This window comes from Aquabacterium sp., assembly GCF_021768455.1.
Taxonomy (GTDB): Bacteria; Pseudomonadota; Gammaproteobacteria; order Burkholderiales; family Burkholderiaceae_C; genus Aquabacterium.
Map to the genome: position 1 here is coordinate 1 of NZ_JAIZVX010000071.1, position 20977 is coordinate 20977.

Below are 20977 nucleotides of genomic sequence, written 5' to 3' on the forward strand. Positions count from 1 at the left end.
TCCTGAAAGGTGTCGGCGAAATGGCGGGAGGCGGGGCGATCAGTTCAGCGATTCAAGGTGCAGGTCGCTCATGGCCGAGGTGACGCACAGGCGGATGGGCTGCCCTTCGCCATCGATGCGCTGGCCCGATTGCAGATCGCGCACCGAGCCGCTGTGCAGGCGGCAGGTGCACTCGTGGCAGATGCCCTGGCGGCAACCGTGCTTGAGCGCCAGACCAGCCACCTCACCGGCCACCAGCAGGGTCTCGTTGCCCGGTGCGATGAACTGCCGAGGCACCGATTCGCGCAGGATGTGCACGGCGTGCCGCGCCAGCGGATCGCCATTCGGGCGGGCCACGGCAAAGGCCTCCAGGTGCAACTGGGCGCTGGCACCGGCGGCCTGCCAGAGCGTGCGGGCCGCGTCCATCAGCGGAGCAGGGCCGCAGCAGAAGGTGGGGACCTGGGCCCATTGGGGCAGGGCGCCATCGAGCAGGGCGCGGTCCAGCACCTGTGGCGCGGCCGGGGCGCCCGCCACGTTCGTGTGGGCCACGCTGTCGATGGGCAGGTAGCGGAAGCTGGGCCAGCTCGTGGCCAGCCTGTTCAGGGCCTCGGCAAAGATGCGGTCGGCCTCGCTGCGCGCGAAATAGATCAGCGTGACGCGGGTGCTGCGTGCCTGCCGCTGCAGCTGTTCCAGCATGGCGATGCCTGGCGTGATGCCGCTGCCGCCTGCGATCAGCAGCACCTGAGGCGGGGTGGGGGAGGGCAGGGTGAAGTCGCCCCGGGCCTGTTCGATGTCCAGGACCTGGCCGACCCGAACCTGCTCATGCAGGTGGCCCGAGACCAGGCCCTCCGGTTGGCGCTGCACCGTGATCGCGAAGCGCCCCGGCTGACCTTCGATGGCGCGGGGCGAGTAGGCGCGCCGGTGGCGCACCCCGCCGATGGTCACGCCCACGATCAGGTGCTGGCCGGCGCGCAGACCGGCGAAGGCGGGGCCCGCCTGCAGCACGAAGGTGGTGGCGCTGGGTGTTTCGGCCTGGCGCGCCACGACGCGGGCCCGCAGGTGGTGCACGGCCAGCAAGGGGTTGAGCAGGCTCACGGTGTCATCGAAGGCCATGGGGCTGACCCCCAGGTGGCGGAGCCAGCCCGACAGGCGTGCGGTCGCGTTCGCGGTCAGGTTGGAGGAGGAAGCGATGGCCATCGGGCGGTGGACTCCGGGGATCGGGTTCGGCGCAGACCCGGCTGGCTGCGCTCATGACGGAGCCTGTTCAACAAGCACCGTATGCACCGAGGCTACCCAGCCGCCCGGACCCCGGGCAAGCGGGGAAGTCCTCAAACGACCGTATGGACCCCGTGAATGGGGGTGGGCAGGGGCGACATGGCCGTGCCTCGTAGGCCACCGCCGCCCCATCCATAATGGGGACAGATCACCCACCGCGCTCCGGCGCCTTCCGAGACCCCCCATGGCGCGACTCCCTCGCCTGAGCCTGGCCGGCTGGCCTCACCTCCTGGTGCAGCGTGTGCACGATGGCCAGCGCCTGGCCCGCGACGACACCGACCGCCAGGCCCTGCTCGATGCCCTGCGCGAGGCCGTGCGGGCGCACGGTGTGGCCGTGCACGCCTACACCCTGGCCGACGATCACCTCCACCTGCTGGCCACCCCCGGCACCGACGACGGCCTGAGCGTGGCCATGCAGGCCCTGGGCCGGCGCTACGTCGCAGGCTACAACCGGCGGCACGGCCGCTCGGGTGGGCTGTGGGCCGGGCGTTACCGCGCCACCGTCATCGATCCGGCACGCTACTTGCTGGATGCCATGGTCTTCATCGAGCAGCACGCCTGGCGGTCCGGGGCGGTGCAGCGCGTCGAAGACGACGCCTGGTCCAGTGTCCGTCACCACCTGGGGCTGCGCACAGACCCCTTGTTGGCCGACCACGCCGGCTTTTGGGCCCTGGGCAACACGCCTTTCGAGCGGGAAGCGGCCTGGCGCAGGCGCCTGGAAGCCGGCTTGTCCGCCACGCAACTTCAGCAACTCTCCGAGGCCATGCACAAGGGCTGGGCACTGGCCGAGGCCAGCGTCTTGCCTTCCCTGCAACTGGCCGCGGGCCGACGCCTGGCACCCCAGCCCCGAGGCCGCCCCAAAAAAGCCCGGCCGCCTGACGCCGAGGAGCCCTCTTGATCTGTCCCTATTTATTCGCGATGTGTTTTGAGCTCGCCAATTAATTATGGTCTGACCCTATTTATTACCGCTTGAAGCCAGAGGGCAATCGGGGTATCCTCGTCGCTCTCTCGTTGTTTTTCCACACTCACATCTGGAGCGCCCTCCCCATGACCCAGGCGACTTCGGGAACCTCGTTCCCCACCGCACCCGCTGACCACCTGGTCACGGCCACCGCCCAAGAAATCCAGGCCGCTGCCGACATCGGCCTGTACGCAAACGCCGAACACGACGCTTGCGGCGTGGGCTTCGTGGCCCACATCAAGGGCCAGAAGGCGCACAGCATCGTGCAGCAGGGCCTGAAGATCCTGGAAAACATCGACCACCGCGGCGCCGTGGGTGCCGACCCGTTGATGGGTGACGGTGCCGGTCTGCTGATCCAGATCCCCGACGAGTTCTACCGCGCCGAGATGGCCAAGCAGGGCGTGGACCTGCCGCCTCCCGGCGAGTACGGCGTGGGCATGATCTTCCTGCCCAAGGAGCAGGCATCCCGCCAGGCCTGCGAGCAGGAGCTCGAGCGCGCCATCAAGGCCGAAGGTCAGGTGCTGCTGGGCTGGCGCGACGTGCCGGTCAACCGCGACATGCCCATGTCCTCGATCGTGCGCGAAAAAGAGCCGGTCATGCGCCAGGTCTTCATCGGCCGCGGCCCTGACATCCTCGTGCCCGATGCCCTGGAGCGCAAGCTCTACGTCATCCGCAAGACGGCGTCCAGCAAGATCCAGAGCCTGAACCTGACGCACAGCAGCGAGTACTACGTGCCCAGCATGTCGTGCCGCACCATCATCTACAAGGGCCTGCTGCTGGCCGACCAGGTGGGCAAGTACTACCTGGACCTGGGCGATGAACGCGTGACCTCGGCCCTGGCCCTGGTGCACCAGCGCTTCTCCACCAACACCTTCCCCGAATGGCCGCTGGCCCACCCCTACCGCATGGTCGCCCACAACGGCGAAATCAACACGGTCAAGGGCAACTTCAACTGGATGCGCGCCCGTGAAGGCGTCATGAAGTCGCCGGTGCTGGGTGAAGACCTGCGCAAGCTCTACCCCATCAGCCTCGATGGCCAGTCCGACACGGCCACGTTCGACAACGCGCTCGAACTGCTGACCATGTCCGGCTACCCGCTGGCCCAGGCCGCGATGATGATGATCCCGGAAGCCTGGGAACAGCACTCGACCATGGACGAGCGTCGCCGCGCCTTCTATGAATACCACGCTGCCATGATGGAACCGTGGGACGGCCCTGCCGCCATGGTCTTCACCGACGGCCGCCAGATCGGCGCCACGCTGGACCGCAACGGCCTGCGTCCCGCCCGTTTCCTGATCACCGACGACGACCTCGTCGTGCTGGCCTCGGAATCCGGCGTGCTGCCCATCCCCGAGAACAAGATCGTCAAGAAGTGGCGTCTGCAGCCGGGCAAGATGTTCCTGATCGACTTCGAACAAGGTCGCATCATCGAAGACGAAGAGCTCAAGGCCCAGTACGCCTCGGCCAAGCCCTACCGTCAGTGGATCGAGAACGTCCGCATCAAGCTCGACAGCATCGATGTGAGCGGCAGCGCCGGCGAGTTCGCTGACAGCCTGCTCGACCGCCAGCAGGCCTTCGGCTTCACCCAGGAAGACATCAAGTTCCTGATGGCCCCGATGGCCACCAACGGCGAAGAAGCCACCGGCTCCATGGGCAACGACTCGCCCCTGGCCGTGCTGTCGGACAAGAACAAGCCGCTGTACAACTACTTCAAGCAGCTGTTCGCCCAGGTCACCAACCCCCCGATCGACCCGATCCGCGAAGCGGTGGTGATGTCGCTGGTGTCCTTCATCGGTCCGAAGCCCAACCTGCTCGACATCAACGCGGTGAACCCGCCGATGCGCCTTGAAGTCAGCCAGCCCGTGCTGGACTTCAACGACATGGCCCGTCTGCGCAACATCGAGAAGCACACCGGCGGCAAGTTCAAGCCCTACGAGGTCGACATCACCTACCCGGCCTCCTGGGGCCGTGAAGGCGTGGAAGCCCGCCTGGCCTCGCTGTGTGCCGAAGCCGTGGAAGCGATCCAGTCCGGTCACAACATCCTGATCATCTCCGATCGCAAGATGGACCGCGCCCACATCGCGATCCCCGCGCTGCTGGCCCTGTCCGCCATCCACCACCACCTGGTTCGCAAGGGCCTGCGCACCTCCGCCGGTCTGGTCGTGGAAACCGGCACGGCCCGCGAAGTGCACCACTTCGCCGTGCTGGCCGGTTACGGCGCCGAAGCCGTGCACCCCTACCTGGCGATGGAAACCCTGGCCAAGATGGCCAAGGACCTGCCCGGCGAGCTGTCGGCCGACAAGGCCATCTACAACTACGTCAAGGCGATCGGCAAGGGCCTGTCGAAGATCATGTCCAAGATGGGCGTGTCGACCTACATGTCCTACTGCGGTGCCCAGCTCTTCGAAGCCATCGGCCTCAACAAGGAACTGATCGACACCTACTTCCGTGGCACCCCCACGCAGGTCGGCGGCATCGGCGTGTTCGAAGTGGCCGAAGAAAGCATCCGCAACCACACCGCGGCCTACGGCGACGACCCGGTTCTGGCCTCCATGCTGGAAACCGGCGGCGAGTACGCCTGGCGTGCCCGCGGTGAAGAGCACATGTGGACGCCCGACGCCATCGCCAAGCTGCAGCACAGCACGCGTTCCGGCAAGTTCGACACCTACAAGGAATACGCCCAGCTGATCAACGACCAGTCGCGCCGTCACCTGACGCTGCGCGGTCTGTTCGAGTTCAAGCTCGATCCGAGCAAGGCCATCCCGCTGGACGAGGTGGAGTCGGCTGCGGAGATCGTCAAGCGTTTCGCGACCGGTGCCATGTCGCTGGGCTCGATCTCCACCGAGGCCCACTCGACCCTGGCCCTGGCCATGAACCGCATCGGCGGCAAGTCGAACACCGGCGAAGGCGGCGAAGACGAGAACCGTTATCGCAACGAACTCAAGGGCATCAAGATCGTGCAGGGCACCAAGGTGTCCGACGTGATCGGCTCCAAGGTCGTGGAAGTCGACTACGAGATGCAGGCTGGCGACAGCCTGCGCTCGAAGATCAAACAGGTGGCATCGGGCCGCTTCGGTGTGACCACCGAGTACCTGGTGTCGGCCGACCAGATCCAGATCAAGATGGCCCAGGGCGCCAAGCCCGGTGAAGGCGGTCAGCTGCCTGGCGGCAAGGTCTCGGAGTACATCGGCAAGCTGCGTCACTCCGTGCCGGGTGTGGGCCTGATCTCGCCCCCGCCGCACCACGACATCTACTCGATCGAAGACCTGGCTCAGCTGATCCACGACCTGAAGAACGTCAACCCGAAGGCCGATGTGTCGGTCAAGTTGGTGTCGGAAGTGGGTGTGGGCACGGTGGCCACCGGTGTGGCCAAGGCCAAGGCCGACCACATCGTGATCGCCGGCCACGACGGCGGCACGGGCGCTTCGCCCTGGTCTTCGGTCAAGCACGCCGGCACGCCTTGGGAACTCGGCCTGGCCGAAACCCAGCAGACCCTGGTGCTGAACCGCCTGCGTGGCCGCGTGCGCGTCCAGGCCGACGGTCAGATGAAGACCGGCCGTGACGTGGTCATCGGCGCCCTGCTGGGTGCCGACGAATTCGGCTTCGCCACCGCACCGCTGGTGGTCGAAGGCTGCATCATGATGCGCAAGTGCCACCTGAACACCTGCCCGGTGGGCGTGGCCACGCAAGACCCGGTGCTGCGCAAGAAGTTCACCGGCAAGCCCGAGCACGTCGTGAACTACTTCTTCTTCGTCGCCGAAGAAGCACGCCAGATCATGGCCCAGCTGGGCATCCGCAAGTTCGACGACCTGGTGGGCCGTGCCGACCTGCTCGACACCCGCAAGGGCATCGCGCACTGGAAGGCCAAGGGCCTGGACTTCGGCAAGGTGTTCGCCCTGCCGCCGGTGCCGGCCGATGTGCCCCGCCTGCACGTCAGCACGCAGGACCACGGCCTGGACAAGGCCCTGGACGTGCGCCTGATCGAGAAGGCCCAGCCCGCCATCCAGCGCGGCGAGAAGGTCCAGTTCATGGAGCAGGCCCGCAACGTCAACCGCACCGTGGGCGCCATGCTCTCGGGCGAGCTGATCAAGCACCATCCGGATGGCCTGCCTGACCAGACCGTGTTCATCCAGATGGAAGGCACGGGCGGCCAGTCCTTCGGCGCCTTCCTGGCCCAGGGCATCACGCTCTACCTGATCGGTGAAGCCAACGACTACACCGGCAAGGGCCTGAGCGGCGGCCGTGTGGTGGTGCGTCCCTCGATCGAGTTCCGCGGCAACGCCAACGACAACATCATCGTGGGCAACACCGTGCTCTACGGCGCGACCGAAGGCGAAGCCTTCTTCCGCGGCGTGGGTGGCGAGCGCTTTGGCGTGCGCCTGTCGGGTGCCACGGCGGTCGTTGAAGGCACGGGTGACCATGGTTGCGAGTACATGACCGGCGGCACCGTCGTCGTCCTGGGTCGCACGGGTCGCAACTTCGCCGCCGGCATGTCCGGTGGCGTGGCTTACGTCTTCGACGAAGACGGTCAGTTCGCCAAGCGCGTCAACACCGCCCAGGTTGCCCTGGAGAAGGTGCTGCCCGCTGCCGAGCAGGCCGATGCCGGCATCCCGATGCACAAGGGTCAGGCCGACGAGGCCCTGCTGAAGAAGCTGATCGAAGACCACCACCGCTGGACGGGTTCGCTGCGTGCCCGCGAGATCCTCGACAACTGGTCGGCCTCCATGGCCAAGTTCGTCAAGGTCTTCCCGCACGAATACCGTCGCGCCCTGACCGAGATGGGCGCCAAGCAAGAAGCAACGGCCGCGGTCGCCACCGCCAAGGCCAAGTCCACCAAGGCCAAGGCCTGAACCGGACGATCAGGAGTGAATTGAAATGGGAAAAGTCACTGGCTTCATGGAATTTGAGCGACTGGAAGAGGGCTACGAAGCCGTCGACAAGCGCTTGAAGAACTACAAAGAGTTCGTCATCGGCCTCAAGCCCGAAGAGTCGAAGACCCAGGCTGCACGTTGCATGGACTGCGGCACGCCGTTCTGCAACAACGGCTGCCCGGTCAACAACATCATCCCGGACTTCAACGACCTGGTGTACACCGGCGACTGGAAGAACGCGATCACCGTGCTGCACAGCACCAACAACTTCCCCGAGTTCACCGGTCGCATCTGCCCGGCACCTTGTGAAGCGGCTTGCGTGCTGAACGTCAACAACGACGCGGTGGGCATCAAGTCCATCGAGCACGCGATCATCGACCGCGCCTGGGCCGAAGGCTGGGTGGTGCCCCAGCCCGCCAAGGTCAAGACCGGCAAGAAGGTCGCCATCGTCGGTGGTGGCCCCGCCGGCCTGGCTGCGGCCCAGCAGCTGGCCCGCGTGGGTCATGACGTGACCGTCTTCGAGAAGAACGATGCCGTGGGCGGCCTGCTGCGCTATGGCATCCCTGACTTCAAGATGGAGAAGTCGCACATCGACCGCCGCGTCAAGCAGCTCGAAGCCGAAGGCGTGGTCTTCAAGACCAACACCATCGTGGGCGAGCTGCCCAAGGGTTCCAAGGTCACCAACTGGGCCAAGGAAACCGTGTCGCCCGAAGCCTTGAAGAAGGACTTCGACGCCGTGTTGCTGACCGGCGGCTCCGAGCAGTCGCGTGACCTGCCTGTGCCGGGTCGTGACCTGGCCGGCATCCACTTCGCCATGGAATTCCTGCCGATGCAGAACAAGGTGAACGGTGGCGGCAAGGTCAAGGACCAGATCATGGCCACGGGCAAGAACGTGATCGTGATCGGTGGTGGTGACACCGGTTCCGACTGCGTGGGCACCTCCAACCGCCACGGTGCCAAGAGCGTGGTGCAGTTCGAGCTGATGCCGCGTCCGCCCGAAGAGGAAGACCGTCCGCTGACCTGGCCCTACTGGCCATACAAGCTGCGCACCTCGTCGAGCCACGAAGAAGGCTGCGAGCGCGAGTTCGCCATCGCCACCAAGGAATTCCTGGGTGAAGGCGGCAAGGTCACCGGCGTGAAGACGGTGCGCGTCGAGTTCAAGGGTGGCAAGTTCGAAGAAGTCCCGGGCACCGAGCAGGTCCTCAAGGCCGACCTCGTGCTGCTGGCCATGGGCTTCGTGAACCCGGTCGACACCATCCTGGCCGGTTTCGGCGTGGAAAAGGACGCCCGTGGCAACGCCAAGGCCTCGACCGACGAAGGTGGCTACACCACCAACGTCGAGAAGGTCTTTGCCGCTGGCGACATGCGCCGTGGCCAGTCCCTGGTGGTGTGGGCCATCCGCGAAGGCCGCCAGGCTGCGCGCTCGGTCGACGCCTTCCTGATGGGCGCCAGCACATTGCCCCGCTGAGCGTGTGGGGCGCGGGATGCGCCCGTACCTGCGTTGCGCCTTTTCCTCGGCGCAACATTGCGGTATGCGCGTATCCCCTATGATCAAAGGGTCGGTTTTTGCCGGCCCTTTTTCTTTGCCCATGTCAGAAACCACCTCCCACACCACCGAATCGCCTGTTGCCGCGGCCCCCAGCGAGGCCCTGGTCGAACTGCGCGACGTCACCTGTGGCTACGGCGAGCGCATCATCCTCGAGGGCATCAACCTGACCGTGCCGCGTGGCAAGGTGGTGGCCCTGATGGGCACCTCAGGCGGTGGCAAGACCACCGTGCTGCGCCTGATTGGCCGGCAGATCACCGCGCTCAAGGGCGAGGTGCTGCTCAATGGCCGTGATGTGGCCAGGCTGGATGCTGCTGAGCTGATGGCCGCCCGCCGTCGCATGGGCATGCTGTTCCAGTTCGGCGCGCTGTTCACCGACCTCACCGTGTTCGAGAACGTGGCCTTCCCGCTGCGTGAGCACACCCGCCTGCCCGAGTCCATTGTGCGCGACCTGGTGCTGATGAAGCTCAACGCCGTGGGCCTGCGTGGCGCACGCGATCTCTTGCCCAGCGAGGTTTCGGGGGGCATGGCCCGACGCGTGGCCCTGGCCCGCGCCATGGCGCTCGACCCCGAGCTGATGCTCTACGACGAGCCCTTTGCCGGCCTCGACCCCATCTCCATGGGCATCTCGGCCCGCCTGATCCGCGAACTCAATGACACCATGGGGCTGACCAGCATCCTGGTGTCCCACGATGTCGAGGAGACCTTCCTGATCGCCGACCACATCGTGCTGCTGGCCAATGGCCGCATCGTGGCCCAGGGCTCGCCCGAGGAGATGCGCGCCAGCGAGGACCCGCTGGTGAGCCAGTTTGTGCATGCCCGCCCGGATGGCCCGGTGCGTTTCCATTACCCGGCCGATGACGCCGGTCACGATTTCGGGGTGCGCGGATGATGAAGTGGCTTCAACCCGCGTTCGTGGGCCAGGCCGTGCGCCTGAAGGTGGCCGACATCGGCTACGCCACGCGCCTGTTCCTGCGCCTGGTGGGCATGGTGGCGCCCACCTTCCGTCGTGGGCGCCTGCTTTCCGAGCAGATCTTTTTCCTGGGCAACTATTCGCTGGCCATCATCGTGGTCTCGGGCCTGTTCGTGGGTTTCGTGCTCAGCCTGCAGGGCTACTACATCCTGCAGCGCTATGGTTCGGCAGAGGCCCTGGGCCTGATGGTGGCCCTCTCGCTGGTGCGCGAACTGGGCCCCGTGGTGGCCGCGCTGCTCTTTGCCGGGCGTGCGGGCACGGCCCTGACCGCCGGCATCGGCCTGATGAAGGCCGGTGAGCAGCTCACCGCCATGGAGATGATGGCCGTCGACCCCATCCAGCGCGTGCTGGCTCCGCGCTTCTGGGGTGGCGTGATCGCCATGCCCCTGCTGGCCTCGGTTTTCTCGGCCGTGGGTATCCTCGGTGGGTGGCTGGTCGGTGTCGTGATGATCGGTGTGGACACCGGCGCCTTCTGGTCGCAGATGCAGAACGGGGTCGACGTCTGGCAGGACGTGGGCAATGGCCTGATCAAGAGCCTGGTGTTTGGCCTGGCCGTGACCTTCGTGGCCTTGCTGCAAGGCTTTGAATGCCAGCCCACGCCAGAGGGCGTGTCGAACGCAACGACCCGCACCGTGGTGATGGCCTCGCTGGCGGTGCTGGCCCTGGATTTTGTGATGACGGCGATGATGTTCTCGATCTGATCGGGTCCTGAGCGCCGCAAGAAAGAACGTATGCAGAAATCAAAACATGATGTGTGGGTGGGGCTGTTCGTGCTGCTGGGTGCGGCTGCCATCGTCTTCCTGGCCCTCAAGGCCGGCAACCTGCTGACCCTGTCCTTCGATTCGGGCTACAAGGTCGTGGCCCGCTTCGACAACATCGGTGGCCTCAAGCGCCAGGCCGCGGTCAAGAGCGCCGGTGTGGTCGTGGGGCGGGTCGACAGCATCACCTTCGATGGCAAGACCTACCAGGCCCAGGTGGAGATGACGCTCAACAAGGGTGTGGCCTTCCCCAAGGACTCCTCGGCCAAGATCCTGACGGCTGGCCTGCTGGGCGAGCAGTACATCGGCCTGGAGCCGGGCTATGGCGAGACCAACCTGGTGGCGGGTGACGCCATCAAGTCCACACAGTCGGCCATCGTGCTGGAAAACCTGATCAGCCAGTTCCTCTACAGCAAGGCCGCCGATGGCGACACCGGCAAGGGAGGCGGCAAGTGAGCAACGTGACCCCCTCGGTGCCCTGGCGGCGCCTGGGTGCCGGCGTGGGCCTGCTGGCCCTGGCCGCTGCCCTGCAGGGCTGTGCCACGCCCCAGAACCGTGACCCGATCGAGGGCTGGAACCGCAAGGTCTTTGCCTTCAACGAGACGGTGGACGAAAACGTGCTCCAACCCGTGGCCAAGGGCTACAACTGGGTGACCCCCGAGCCCATTCGCCTGGCCGTGCGCAATGTCTTCGGCAACATCGGTGATGTCTGGTCGACGCTGAACCTGTTCATGCAGGGGCGCTTCTCCGACGGCTACCTGGGTGTGGTGCGCGTCACCGTCAACACCACCCTCGGCCTGGGCGGCCTGCTGGACGTGGCTTCGGCCATGCAGATCGAGCGCCGCAACGAAGACTTCGGCCAGACCCTGGGCGTCTGGGGTGTGAAGCCGGGCGCCTACATCGTGTGGCCTTTCCTGGGGGCATCGACCTTGCGTGACTCGGTCGGCATCCCGGGTGACCTGTATTTCTCGGCCTCGACCCTGGCGCCCACCGACGCCATGGCCTACGAGCTCACGGCCTTGCGTCTGGTGAGCGTGCGCGCCAACCTGCTGGGCGCCACCAACCTGCTGGACGACGTCGCGCTGGACAAGTACGCCTTCTTCCGCGACGCCTACCTGCAGCGCCGCCAGAACCTCATCTACGAGGGCAACCCGCCCGAGGAAGACGAGGAGCCGGATGACCTCGAGCCACCGGCCGCGAGTGCCTCGGCCTCGGAGGCGGCATCGGCCACTGTGCCTGCTGCCCAGCCCGCCTCATCTCCTGCCGCGCCCGCTTCGGCGGCATCGGCCCCCTGATCGGCCTGTCTGTGCGCGCGGTGTCGGCCTGAGGGCCTCGCGGTGCGTTGAAGACCAGGAGATCAACCGAAAGGATCTTGGAACCATGTTGAACACCCTCTCCCTCACCCGCCTGGCCACCGCGGCCGCCCTGAGCGCCGCCGCCCTCCTGACCGTGGCCCCGGCCTCGGCCCAGACGGCGCCGGCTGCAGCCACGGCCAGTGCCGCCGCCCCCGACGCCTTCGTCAAGGCCATCACGGCCGACGTGTTCGCCACCGTCAAGGGCGACAAGGCCATCCAGTCGGGCGATGTGCGCAAGCTGATCGGCGTGGTCGACACCAAGATCCTGCCCAATGTGAACTTCCAGCGCATGACGGCCACGGCCGTGGGTCGCAACTGGCGCACCGCCACGCCCGAGCAGCAGAAGAAGCTGCAGGACGAGTTCAAGACCCTGCTGATCTACACCTACGCCGGTGCCGTGGCCCAGATCAAGGACCAGGTCGTGGAGTTCAAGCCCATGCGCTCGCGTCCGGAAGACACCGAGGTGATCGTGCGCACCGTGGTGAAGGGCAAGGGCGATCCGATCCAGATCGACTACCGCCTGGAGAAGGCCGGTGAGGCCTGGAAAATCTACGACGTGAACGTGCTGGGCGCCTGGCTGGTGCAAACCTACCAGAGCAGCTTTGCGCAGGAAGTCAACGCCTCGGGCATTGATGGCCTGATCGCCAAGCTGGTCGAGCGCAACAAGCAGCTGGCCAACAAGAAGACCACGGGCTGATCGCCATGCTGCTGCTGCCCGCCGTCATCACCCACGCCGAGGTGCCCCACGTGCTGAGCCTGTTCAAGCAGACGCTGGACCAGGCCTCTGCGGCGGGGCAGGGTCAGGTCGAGATGCTGACGGTCGATGGTTCGGCCCTGCAGCAGTTCGACTCCAGCGCCCTGGCCGTCTTGCTCGAGTGCCAGCGCATGGCGCGTGGCAAGGGCCGTGCGTTCTCGGTGCAGTCGCTGCCGCCCAAGCTGACCGAATTGGCGCGCCTCTATGGCGTGGATGGCCTCTTGCAGTCGGCCTGAGCCGTGGCGGTGCGCGGGTCTTGCGCGCAGGCACATGAAAAAAGGGGATCCACTGGATCCCCTTTTTGCTGGGCGCCACGTCGTCAGGTGGCATGCCGATCAGGCCTCTTCGGCCCAGGCAAAGCCGTCGCGCGCCACCAGGGCGCTGGCGGCCGGAGGGCCCCAGGTGCCGGCCGCATAGGAGCGCACGCCATGCGGGTCCTGGCGCCAGGCGTCGAGGATGGGTTCCACCCAGCGCCAGGCCTGTTCCTGCTCGTCAGAGCGCACGAACAGGTTGAGGCGACCCGCCAGGGCGTCGAGCAGCATGCGTTCGTAGGCGCCCACGCGGTCGGTCGGGAAGGCCTTGTCGAAGTCGAGGTCGAGCGAGACGGGTGAGAGCTTCTCGGTGCCACCCGTCAGGTCGCCCGCGGCCACCGAGCCTTTGGCGGCCAGCAGGTGGAGTTCCAGGCCGTCGTCGGGCTGCAGCTTGATCACCAGCTTGTTGGGGCGGGCCGCACCGGGGAAGATGGAGTGCGGCGTGCTGCGGAAATTGACCACGATCTCGGCGTGCCGGCTGGCCAGGCGCTTGCCGGTGCGCAGGTAGAAGGGCACGCCGGCCCAACGCCAGTTCTGCACCTCGCAGCGCAGGGCCACGAAGGTTTCGGTGGCGCTGCCCGCCGGCACCTTGTCTTCTTCCAGGTAGCCCTTGACAGCCTGGCCGTCGACCGCGCCCGAGCGGTATTGGCCGCGCACCACATCGCGCGCCACCGAGGCCGCATCGAAGGGCTTGAGCGAGCGCAGCACCTTGAGCTTTTCGTCACGGATGGCGTCTGCATGGGCGCTGGAGGGCGGCTCCATGGCCACCATGGTGAGCAACTGCAGCGCGTGGTTCTGGATCATGTCGCGCAGGGCGCCGGTGCGGTCGTAGAAGTCGCCGCGGGTGCCCACGCCGATGCTCTCGGCCAGCGTGATCTGGATGTTGGCGATGTGCTCGCGTCGCCACAGGGGCTCGAATAGCACGTTGCCGAAACGCAGCGCCATCAGGTTCTGCACCGAAGGCTTGCCCAGGTAGTGGTCGATGCGGAAGGCCTGCTGTTCCTTGAAGACGGAGCGCACCACGCGGTTGATTTCCTGGGCGCTGGCCAGGTCGTGGCCCAGCGGCTTTTCGAGCACGACGCGCACGCGGTCGTGGTTGAGGCCGACCTCGCCCAGCTGCGTGCAGATCATGGGGAAGAGGTGAGGGCTGGTGGCCAGGTAGATGACGGCGGTGTCGGCGTTGCGCTCGTCGAGCCAGCGTTTCAGGCGCTGATAGTCCTCCGGCTTGGAGAGGTCCATGGGCCGGTAGTGCACCAGCTCGGCAAAGCGGGCGAATTCCTCGTCGCTGGGGCGCTTGGCGCTGTCGCCGGCCTGCAGGCGCTCTTTCAGCCAGTCGCGGTAACCGGCGTCGTCGCGCTGGTCGCGGGCCACGGCCAGGATGCGGCCGTTGGCGGGCAGCTTGCCATGGCGCCAGGCCTGGAAGAGGGCGGGCATGAGCTTGCGCCAGGTGAGGTCGCCGGTGCCGCCGAAGAAGACGAGGTCAAATGACATGGCTGGTGTGCGATAGTGGAAAGTGCGCGCTGAGCTAGGGTTTGCCCTCGGTGGGCAACCCGGGCTCGGCGATCGGTCAGACGTTAATCTAACGATAATACTTCCCAGGTGGGCAGTCCGCGGCATCCATGCGGGTTTTGCCCAGGTCTTCACGGGCATCCGACCCGGTTTGCCCCTTACCCACAGCGCAGCAACATGGCTAACCAACTCGATCAGCTCAAGCAATTCACCACGGTCGTGGCCGATACCGGCGACTTCAAGCAGCTCGCTCAGTTCACGCCGCAAGACGCGACGACCAACCCCTCGCTGATCCTCAAGGCGGTGCAGAAGCCCGACTACGCTCCCCTGCTGGCCGACACGGTGGCCGCCCACAAGGGTGAGCCGCTGGACGTGATCGTCGACCACGTGCTGGTGCGCTTTGGCCTGGAGATCCTGAAGGTGGTGCCGGGCCGTGTGTCGACCGAAGTGGATGCCCGCCTGAGCTTCGACACCGCCGCCACCATCGAGCGTGCCCACCGTCTGATGGCCCTGTATGAGGCCGCCGGCATCCCGCGCAGCCGCGTGCTGATCAAGATCGCCTCCACCTGGGAAGGCATCCAGGCCGCCCGTGCGCTGGAGCAGGAAGGCATCCGCTGCAACCTGACGCTGCTGTTCGCCTTCGCCCAGGCCCAGGCCTGCGGCGATGCCAAGGTGCAGCTGATCAGCCCGTTTGTGGGTCGCATCTACGACTGGTACAAGAAGAACGCTGGCGCCAGCTGGGACGAGGCCGCCAAGGCCGGTGTGAACGACCCGGGCGTGCAGTCGGTGGCCGCGATCTACGCGCACTACAAGCAGCACGGCATCGCCACCGAGGTGATGGGCGCCAGCTTCCGCAACGTGGGCCAGATCCTGGCCCTGGCCGGATGCGATCTGCTGACCATCAGCCCCGACCTGCTGGCCCAGCTGCAGGCTTCCGAGGCCCCGGTGCCCCGCCTGCTGACGCCGCCTGCGGCCGCCACCGCCAGTGCCGCGCCGCTGAGCGAAGCCGCTTTCCGCTTTGCGCTCAACGACGATGCCATGGCCACCGAAAAGCTGGCCGAGGGCATCCGCGCCTTCGCGGTCGATGCCGGCAAGCTCGACGCCATGATCGAAGCCCTGCGCTGAGCCGGAGTCCCGCACCATGAGCTTTCCTCGCTGCGACCAGACCGTCGCCTGGCAGGCCCTGTCCGGCCATTTCCAGGCGCACGGCCACAAGCTGGACCTGCGCACCCTGTTTGCCGACGACCCCGATCGCGTCGCCCGCCTGAGCCTCGACGCGCCCGAGATGGTGGCCGACCTGTCTCGTGGCCATTGGGATGTTGCCACGCGCCAGCACCTGCTGGGCCTGGCCGCCGAGTGCGGCATCGAGGCCCGCCGCGATGCCATGCTGCGCGGTGACGCCATCAACCAGACCGAAGGCCGCGCCGTGCTGCACACGGCCCTGCGTGCCCCCAGGGGCCAGGGGCCGCAGAGCGAGCTGGTGCACGGTGTGCTCGACCGCATGTTCGCCTTCGTCGACGCCACGCTGGCTTCGGGCCGCTTCACCGATGTGGTCAACATCGGCATCGGTGGCTCCGATCTGGGCCCCCAGATGGTGGTGCCTGCGCTGGACGCCTTCTGCGCGCCGGGTCTGAACTTCCACTTCGTCAGCAACGTCGACGGGCAGGATCTGGCGGCCGTGCTGCAGAAGGTCAAGCCCGCCACGACGCTGTTCATCGTCGCCTCCAAGACCTTCACCACCCAGGAGACCATGGCCAACGCCCAGGCGGCCAAGCAGTGGTTCCTGGACGCGGGTGGCACCGACCTCGCCACGCACTTCGTGGCCACGACCACCAATGTGGAAGCCGCTGCGGAGTTCGGCGTGACGACCACCTTCGGTTTCTGGGACTGGGTGGGCGGTCGCTATTCGCTGTGGTCGTCGATCGGCTTGCCGATCGCCCTGGCCCTGGGCAGCGCGAACTTCCGCGCATTGCTGGATGGCGCCTACGCCATGGACCAGCACTTCGCCCAGGCGCCGCTGGCCGACAACCTGCCGATCCAGCTGGGCCTGCTGGACGTCTGGTACCGCAATTTCAAGGGCTACAGCAGCCGCTGCATCTCGCCCTATCACCATGGCCTGCGCCGCTTGCCGGCCTACCTGCAGCAGCTGGTGATGGAGAGCAATGGCAAGTGCGTGGACGAGGCCGGGGAGCCCCTGCCTTACGGCACCAGCGAGGTGGTGTGGGGCGAGCCTGGCACCAACGGCCAGCATGCCTTCTACCAGATGCTGCACCAGGGCACGGACACCATCCCGGTCGAGTTCATCCTGGTGAAGCAGCCCAGCTACCGCAACGCGGATGCGCTGTCGCCGGCCCTGAAGGGCCTGCTGGCCGAGCAGCACCGCATGCTGCTGGCCAACGGCCTGGCCCAGGCCCAGGCGCTGATGTGGGGCAAGTCCACGGCCGAGGCCGCGGGCGAAAGCGCTCCCACGGCATCGAAGGCCATGGCACCCGAGGCCATTGCGCGCCACCGCACCTTCCCGGGCAACCGCCCCAGCCTCACGCTGTTGCTGGACGAGGTCACGCCCCGCTCGCTGGGCGCCCTGATCGCCCTGCATGAGCACCGCACCTTCGTGAGCGGCGCACTGTGGGGCATCAACTCCTTCGACCAGTGGGGCGTGGAGCTGGGCAAGGCCATGTGCAAGGAGCTGCTGCCCCGCCTGGGCAGTGGTGACGTGAGCGGGCTGGATCCGGCCACGGCCGCCATGATCGGTCGCCTCGCATGAGCGCGGTGACGGCGGCAGCGCCCGCGCCAGCAGGAGAGCCCACCGAGGCCGTGCTGTTCGACTTTGGTGGGGTGCTCTTCAACTGGCAGCCGGTGGTGCTCCTGCAGCAGGTGTTGCCCGAGCACGCCCGCAGTGACGAAGAGGCCCTGGCCTTGGCCAGCACCGTGTTCCAGTCCTTCCTGCCTGGCAGCGACTGGGCAGAGTTCGATCGGGGCGTCGCCTCGCTGGCCGAGGTGCGCGACCGCATCGCGGCCCGCACCGGCTTGCCGGCCGAGGGCGTGCACCGCCTGATCGAGGCCATTCCCCACCACCTGGCGCCCCTGGCCGACTCGGTGGCCTGGCTGGAGCGACTGGTGGCAGCGGGCACGCGCCTGCACTTCCTCTCGAACATGCCGGTGCCCTACAAGGCGCACCTGCTGCGCGAGCACGCCTTCCTGGGGCACTTCCGCTCGGGGGTGTTCTCTTGCGACGTGAAGCAGATCAAGCCCAACGCCGACATTTTCCAGACCACGGCCGAGGCCCTGGGCCTGAACCCGGCGCGCACGCTCTTCATCGACGACAACCCCCACAACATCCAGACGGCCCGCGAGCAGGGCTGGCGGGCCGTGAGGTTCGTCAACGCCGCCCAGGCTGAAGCCGAGGCGCGTCAACTGGGCTGGCTGTGATCTGAGCTGGGCAGAAGGGCGTCAGGCCTCGGCGACCTCGCTGAGGGCCTTGCGCATCTTCTTCATGGCAGCGACCTCGATCTGGCGGATGCGCTCGGCGCTGACGCCGTAGACGGCGGCCAGGTCGTGCAGGGTCATGCCGCCCGAACCGTTGTCGTTCACCTTCAGCCAGCGTTCTTCGACGATGCGGCGGCTGCGCTCGTCGAGCTGGTCGAGCGCGTGGGCGATGCCATCGCTGGCCAGCCAGTCGCGGCGGTGCGACTCGATCACGCGGGTGGGCTCGTGCAAATCATCGGACAGGTAGGCCATGGGGGCGGCAGGGCCCTCGTGGTCGTCGTCGGCCGGGGCTTCCAGGGCCACGTCGCCGCCCGCCATGCGGGTTTCCATCTCGATGACGTCTTCGGGGCGCACGTCGAGTTCGGTGGCGACACGCTGGATGTCGGCCGCCGAGAGACCGGCGCGGCCCACGTGGGCGTCGTCGGCGTCACCCTTGAACTGGTGCTTGAGCGAGCGCAGGTTGAAGAAGAGCTTGCGCTGGGCCTTGGTGGTGGCCACCTTGACCATGCGCCAGTTCTTGAGGATGTATTCGTGGATCTCGGCCTTGATCCAGTGCATGGCGTAGCTCACCAGGCGCACGCCCTGATCGGGGTCGAAGCGCTTGACGGCCTTCATCAGGCCAACGTTGCCTTCCTGGATCAGGTCGCCCTGGGGCAGGCCGTAGCCCATGTACTGGCGGGAGATGGACACCACCAGGCGCAGGTGCGAGAGCACGAGGCGGGAGGCGGCTTGCAGGTCCTGGTGGTCGCGCAGACGGCGTGCCAGGGCCTGCTCTTCCTGTGGCTCCAGCATGGGGATGGCCTGGATGGAGCGGATGTACGCGTCCAGGTTGCCCAGGGAGGGCACCACACTGAAAGGGTCACGGGGGGCGAGGGCTGTGGTCACGGTCATCGATGGTTCCTTTCTGGATCCTTCAAAACAGATGTTAGCACTCCTGTTCAGAGAGTGCTAAGGCGAAAAGGTTCCTTCCAAAGAGGGTTTTTGCGTCCCCTATAGTCCTCGTCCATGTCGTCACGCCTCGGTTCCTCGCTCTTTCCCTTTTTCGCCATCCTGGGATCGGTCACCTTCCTGGCCCTGGGCACCTCCTGGGCCAAGCTCGGCCTGTTTCCCACGCTGGGGGCGCAGGGCACGACGGCGGTTCGGGTGGGGCTGTCGGCCCTGGTGCTGATGCTGTGGTGGCGGCCCTGGCGTCGGCCGCTGAGCCGCGCGGATCTGAAGGCGATCGCGCTGTATGGCAGCGCCCTGGGCGGGATGAACCTGGCGTTCTACCTTTCCATCCAGACCCTGCCGTTCGGCTTGGCGGTGGCCATCGAGCTGGTCGGGCCGCTGGGCGTGGCGGTGTGCGCGTCGCGCCGCTGGCTGGACGGTCTGTGGGTGGCTTGCGCGGTGGGCAGCCTGGCCCTGTTGCTGCCCTGGGGACACGAGGTCCGAACCCTCGACCCGGGTGGCGTGGGTTTTGCGATGGCGGCGGCAGCGCTCTGGGCGACCTACATCGTGTTCGGCAAGCGTGCCGGGCATTTGCCGACGGGGCAGTCGGTGCCCCTGGGGCTGGCCATGGCCTCGCTGGTGGTGGTGCCGGTGGGCGTGGCCCATGCGGGGGCGGCGATGCTGTCGTGGCACGTGCTGGGCGTGGGCCTGGGGGTGGCCGTGCTGTCGAGCGCCATCCCGATTTCGCTGGAGATGCTGGCCTTGCAGCGCCTGCCCAAGCAGGCTTTCGGGGTCATGATCAGCATGGAGCCGGCCGTGACCGCGCTGGTGGCCCTGGTGCTGCTGGGCGAGCAGCTCACGCTGCCGCAGTGGCTGGCGATCGCGCTGATCATGGGCGCCTCGATGGGCTGCGCCGCGACCAGCCGGCCGGTGGCGCCGCGGGACACGGCGATCGCCAGGACGCGGGATCAGGCGTCGGGCGGGGTCGCCGGGGCTTGAGGCGGTGTGCTGGCCGATGGGCTGTCCGATGCGCTGGCGGTGGCGGCTGGCAGGTTCAGCGTGAGGTCGATACCGTAGAGGCCGAGGAGGCCGACCATGTGCCCGAGCGTGACGCCGGGCTCGCCCGACTCGATGCGGGCGATGGTCTGCACGTGCACGCCCAGGCGGGCGGCCGCCGCAGACTGGCTCTCGCCAGCCCGCAGGCGGGCCTGTTTGGCGGCGGCGCCCATGTCCAGGATGGATTGCAGGGCGGCGTCGCCGAGGTCGGATGAGATGCGCTTGCCTTGGGCCATGCGCGCATTGTGACCTGCTTCAGAAGCTGTGGCGGATGCCGGCCATGACGCCAGTCTGTGCACCGCCTGCGGCGGGCAGGCCGCCGGCCGCGCCATTGCTGACCGACACGGCCAGGGTGCCGTGGTTGTCCAGCCTGGCCAGCGAGGCGTAGAGGGCCGTTCGCTTGCTGAAGGCGTAGTTGGCGCGCAGCACGCCTTGCAGGGCCTTGTTGGCCGAGTCCTGGTACTTCAGCTGTGCCACCTGGGTGTCGACCGAGAGGGCAGTGCTGAGGGGCAGGCTGGCGCCCAGGTAGACGATGTCGCTGCGCGGGGTGGTGGCGCTGCCCTGGTTGTGGCGGTGCAGCAAGCCTGCCCCCAGCTTGAGTTCGCCCAGGCGCAGCCAGCCGTTGAGGTTGACGCGGGTGTCGGTGAGGGCGCTGCTGGTGAGGTTGGCGAAGGCGCCAGCGCCGCCGCGGATCACGTCTTGCGACCAGGCCAGGCCCCAGGTGGGCGCGTCGTACTTGAGCAGGGCAGACCACTCGCGGCAGGCGCGCGTGTCGCTGCTGCTTTCACCGGCGCAGTTGGTGGCGCCGGGGTTGCCTGCGGTGGCGGTGTCGCGGCCAGTGCTGTAGGTGGCTCCGGCGCTGAACGCCCCCCACTTGCCGCGCCAGCCGAGGGCGTTGTCGGTGCGGGCATTGGGCAGGTAGCTGTCGAGCGAGGCCAGGCCGTGGGCGCTGGCGCCCAGCACGTCGGCGTCCAGCAGCGAGAAGAAGGTCATCGTGTACTGGCGGCCGAGGGAGAACTGGCCCCAGGCTCCGCTCAGGCTGACGAAGGCCTGGCGCCCGAACATCCGGCCGCCCTGGTTGAGGCCGCCGGTGTCCATGGCCAGGCCCGACTCCAGCGTGAAGCCGGCCTTCAGGCCGTTGCCCAGGTCTTCGCTGCCGCGAAAGCCCAGGCGGGAGGGGGCGCCGGCGGTGTTGCCGGGCAGGCGGGTGAGGGTG

18 protein-coding genes are annotated in these 20977 nt (G+C 67.1%); 13 read left to right on the top strand and 5 right to left on the bottom strand.

Annotated elements, in window-relative coordinates; genetic code table 11:
- Window positions 1-39: 39 nt before the first annotated feature.
- Window positions 40-1176, bottom strand: a complete 1137-nt coding sequence (locus QZ994_RS10830; RefSeq protein ID WP_290871447.1) for a ferredoxin reductase — start codon at window positions 1174-1176, stop codon at window positions 40-42.
- A 262-nt stretch (window positions 1177-1438) separates the two neighbouring features.
- Between QZ994_RS10830 and QZ994_RS10835 the strand changes: the two genes are divergently transcribed.
- The 9 genes from QZ994_RS10835 to QZ994_RS10875 all read left to right on the top strand — a co-directional run bounded on the left by QZ994_RS10835 (window position 1439) and on the right by QZ994_RS10875 (window position 12708).
- Window positions 1439-2152, top strand: a complete 714-nt coding sequence (locus QZ994_RS10835) for a transposase (RefSeq protein WP_290871448.1) — start codon at window positions 1439-1441, stop codon at window positions 2150-2152.
- Between the two features lie 149 nt (window positions 2153-2301).
- Entirely contained in the window at window positions 2302-7065 is a 4764-nt protein-coding gene (locus tag QZ994_RS10840) for a glutamate synthase-related protein (protein WP_290871449.1), read from the top strand.
- Window positions 7066-7090: 25 nt separating this feature from the next.
- Complete coding sequence (locus tag QZ994_RS10845; protein ID WP_290871450.1) at window positions 7091-8554, top strand: glutamate synthase subunit beta; 1464 nt, start codon at window positions 7091-7093, stop codon at window positions 8552-8554.
- A 121-nt stretch (window positions 8555-8675) separates the two neighbouring features.
- On the top strand, window positions 8676-9524 hold the full coding sequence (locus QZ994_RS10850; protein WP_290871451.1) for an ABC transporter ATP-binding protein: 849 nt from the start codon (window positions 8676-8678) through the stop codon (window positions 9522-9524).
- Entirely contained in the window at window positions 9524-10306 is a 783-nt protein-coding gene (mlaE, locus tag QZ994_RS10855; RefSeq protein ID WP_290871452.1) for a lipid asymmetry maintenance ABC transporter permease subunit MlaE, read from the top strand. Before QZ994_RS10850 ends, mlaE begins: the two co-directional genes overlap by 1 nt.
- A gap of 30 nt (window positions 10307-10336) precedes the next feature.
- The gene (mlaD, locus tag QZ994_RS10860) at window positions 10337-10819 is read left to right on the top strand and encodes an outer membrane lipid asymmetry maintenance protein MlaD (RefSeq protein WP_290871453.1); all 483 of its coding nucleotides are present in this window, start codon (window positions 10337-10339) and stop codon (window positions 10817-10819) included.
- Window positions 10816-11658: a VacJ family lipoprotein gene (locus tag QZ994_RS10865; RefSeq protein ID WP_290871454.1), complete on the top strand. Its 843-nt coding sequence runs from the start codon at window positions 10816-10818 to the stop codon at window positions 11656-11658. Before mlaD ends, QZ994_RS10865 begins: the two co-directional genes overlap by 4 nt.
- A gap of 85 nt (window positions 11659-11743) precedes the next feature.
- Window positions 11744-12415 carry a phospholipid-binding protein MlaC gene (locus QZ994_RS10870; protein ID WP_290871455.1) on the top strand — a complete coding sequence of 224 codons (672 nt, stop codon included), beginning with the start codon at window positions 11744-11746 and terminating at the stop codon, window positions 12413-12415.
- Window positions 12416-12420: 5 nt separating this feature from the next.
- The gene (locus QZ994_RS10875; RefSeq protein ID WP_290871456.1) at window positions 12421-12708 is read left to right on the top strand and encodes an STAS domain-containing protein; all 288 of its coding nucleotides are present in this window, start codon (window positions 12421-12423) and stop codon (window positions 12706-12708) included.
- A 99-nt stretch (window positions 12709-12807) separates the two neighbouring features.
- Here QZ994_RS10875 and zwf read toward each other — a convergent pair whose 3' ends face one another.
- Window positions 12808-14274, bottom strand: coding sequence for a glucose-6-phosphate dehydrogenase (zwf, locus tag QZ994_RS10880; RefSeq protein ID WP_290871457.1), 1467 nt, complete (start codon window positions 14272-14274; stop codon window positions 12808-12810).
- Between the two features lie 195 nt (window positions 14275-14469).
- On the opposite strand from zwf, the gene tal reads away from it, so the two are divergent.
- From tal to QZ994_RS10895, 3 genes are read left to right on the top strand one after another with little or no spacing between them, the layout of a single operon-like run.
- Window positions 14470-15417: a transaldolase gene (gene tal, locus QZ994_RS10885; protein WP_290871458.1), complete on the top strand. Its 948-nt coding sequence runs from the start codon at window positions 14470-14472 to the stop codon at window positions 15415-15417.
- 16 nt (window positions 15418-15433) lie between these two features.
- The gene (gene pgi, locus QZ994_RS10890) at window positions 15434-17056 is read left to right on the top strand and encodes a glucose-6-phosphate isomerase (protein ID WP_290871459.1); all 1623 of its coding nucleotides are present in this window, start codon (window positions 15434-15436) and stop codon (window positions 17054-17056) included.
- Window positions 17053-17721: an HAD family phosphatase gene (locus QZ994_RS10895; RefSeq protein WP_290871460.1), complete on the top strand. Its 669-nt coding sequence runs from the start codon at window positions 17053-17055 to the stop codon at window positions 17719-17721. Before pgi ends, QZ994_RS10895 begins: the two co-directional genes overlap by 4 nt.
- 21 nt (window positions 17722-17742) lie before the next feature.
- On the opposite strand, the gene rpoH is transcribed toward QZ994_RS10895, so the two are convergent.
- A complete protein-coding gene (gene rpoH / locus QZ994_RS10900) occupies window positions 17743-18669 on the bottom strand; it encodes an RNA polymerase sigma factor RpoH (protein ID WP_290871461.1) in 927 nt (308 codons plus the stop codon).
- Window positions 18670-18783: 114 nt separating this feature from the next.
- On the opposite strand from rpoH, the gene QZ994_RS10905 reads away from it, so the two are divergent.
- The gene (locus QZ994_RS10905; protein ID WP_290871462.1) at window positions 18784-19704 is read left to right on the top strand and encodes a DMT family transporter; all 921 of its coding nucleotides are present in this window, start codon (window positions 18784-18786) and stop codon (window positions 19702-19704) included.
- On the opposite strand, the gene QZ994_RS10910 is transcribed toward QZ994_RS10905, so the two are convergent.
- Window positions 19674-19997, bottom strand: coding sequence for a helix-turn-helix transcriptional regulator (locus QZ994_RS10910; RefSeq protein ID WP_290871463.1), 324 nt, complete (start codon window positions 19995-19997; stop codon window positions 19674-19676). The genes QZ994_RS10905 and QZ994_RS10910 overlap by 31 nt on opposite strands.
- Window positions 19998-20016: 19 nt before the next feature.
- A partial coding sequence (locus tag QZ994_RS10915; protein ID WP_290871464.1) for a porin occupies window positions 20017-20977 on the bottom strand: 961 nt, incomplete at its 5' end.

Coding starts and splice junctions, on each gene's coding strand:
- tal (WP_290871458.1), top strand. CDS start 14,470: ATGGCTAACCAACTCGATCAGCTCAAGCAATTCACCACGGTCGTGGCC.
- QZ994_RS10840 (WP_290871449.1), top strand. CDS start 2,302: ATGACCCAGGCGACTTCGGGAACCTCGTTCCCCACCGCACCCGCTGAC.
- QZ994_RS10850 (WP_290871451.1), top strand. CDS start 8,676: ATGTCAGAAACCACCTCCCACACCACCGAATCGCCTGTTGCCGCGGCC.
- QZ994_RS10830 (WP_290871447.1), bottom strand. CDS start 1,176: ATGGCCATCGCTTCCTCCTCCAACCTGACCGCGAACGCGACCGCACGC.
- QZ994_RS10895 (WP_290871460.1), top strand. CDS start 17,053: ATGAGCGCGGTGACGGCGGCAGCGCCCGCGCCAGCAGGAGAGCCCACC.
- QZ994_RS10905 (WP_290871462.1), top strand. CDS start 18,784: ATGTCGTCACGCCTCGGTTCCTCGCTCTTTCCCTTTTTCGCCATCCTG.
- QZ994_RS10870 (WP_290871455.1), top strand. CDS start 11,744: ATGTTGAACACCCTCTCCCTCACCCGCCTGGCCACCGCGGCCGCCCTG.
- zwf (WP_290871457.1), bottom strand. CDS start 14,274: ATGTCATTTGACCTCGTCTTCTTCGGCGGCACCGGCGACCTCACCTGG.
- QZ994_RS10845 (WP_290871450.1), top strand. CDS start 7,091: ATGGGAAAAGTCACTGGCTTCATGGAATTTGAGCGACTGGAAGAGGGC.
- QZ994_RS10910 (WP_290871463.1), bottom strand. CDS start 19,997: ATGGCCCAAGGCAAGCGCATCTCATCCGACCTCGGCGACGCCGCCCTG.
- mlaD (WP_290871453.1), top strand. CDS start 10,337: ATGCAGAAATCAAAACATGATGTGTGGGTGGGGCTGTTCGTGCTGCTG.
- QZ994_RS10835 (WP_290871448.1), top strand. CDS start 1,439: ATGGCGCGACTCCCTCGCCTGAGCCTGGCCGGCTGGCCTCACCTCCTG.
- pgi (WP_290871459.1), top strand. CDS start 15,434: ATGAGCTTTCCTCGCTGCGACCAGACCGTCGCCTGGCAGGCCCTGTCC.
- rpoH (WP_290871461.1), bottom strand. CDS start 18,669: ATGACCGTGACCACAGCCCTCGCCCCCCGTGACCCTTTCAGTGTGGTG.
- mlaE (WP_290871452.1), top strand. CDS start 9,524: ATGAAGTGGCTTCAACCCGCGTTCGTGGGCCAGGCCGTGCGCCTGAAG.
- QZ994_RS10875 (WP_290871456.1), top strand. CDS start 12,421: ATGCTGCTGCTGCCCGCCGTCATCACCCACGCCGAGGTGCCCCACGTG.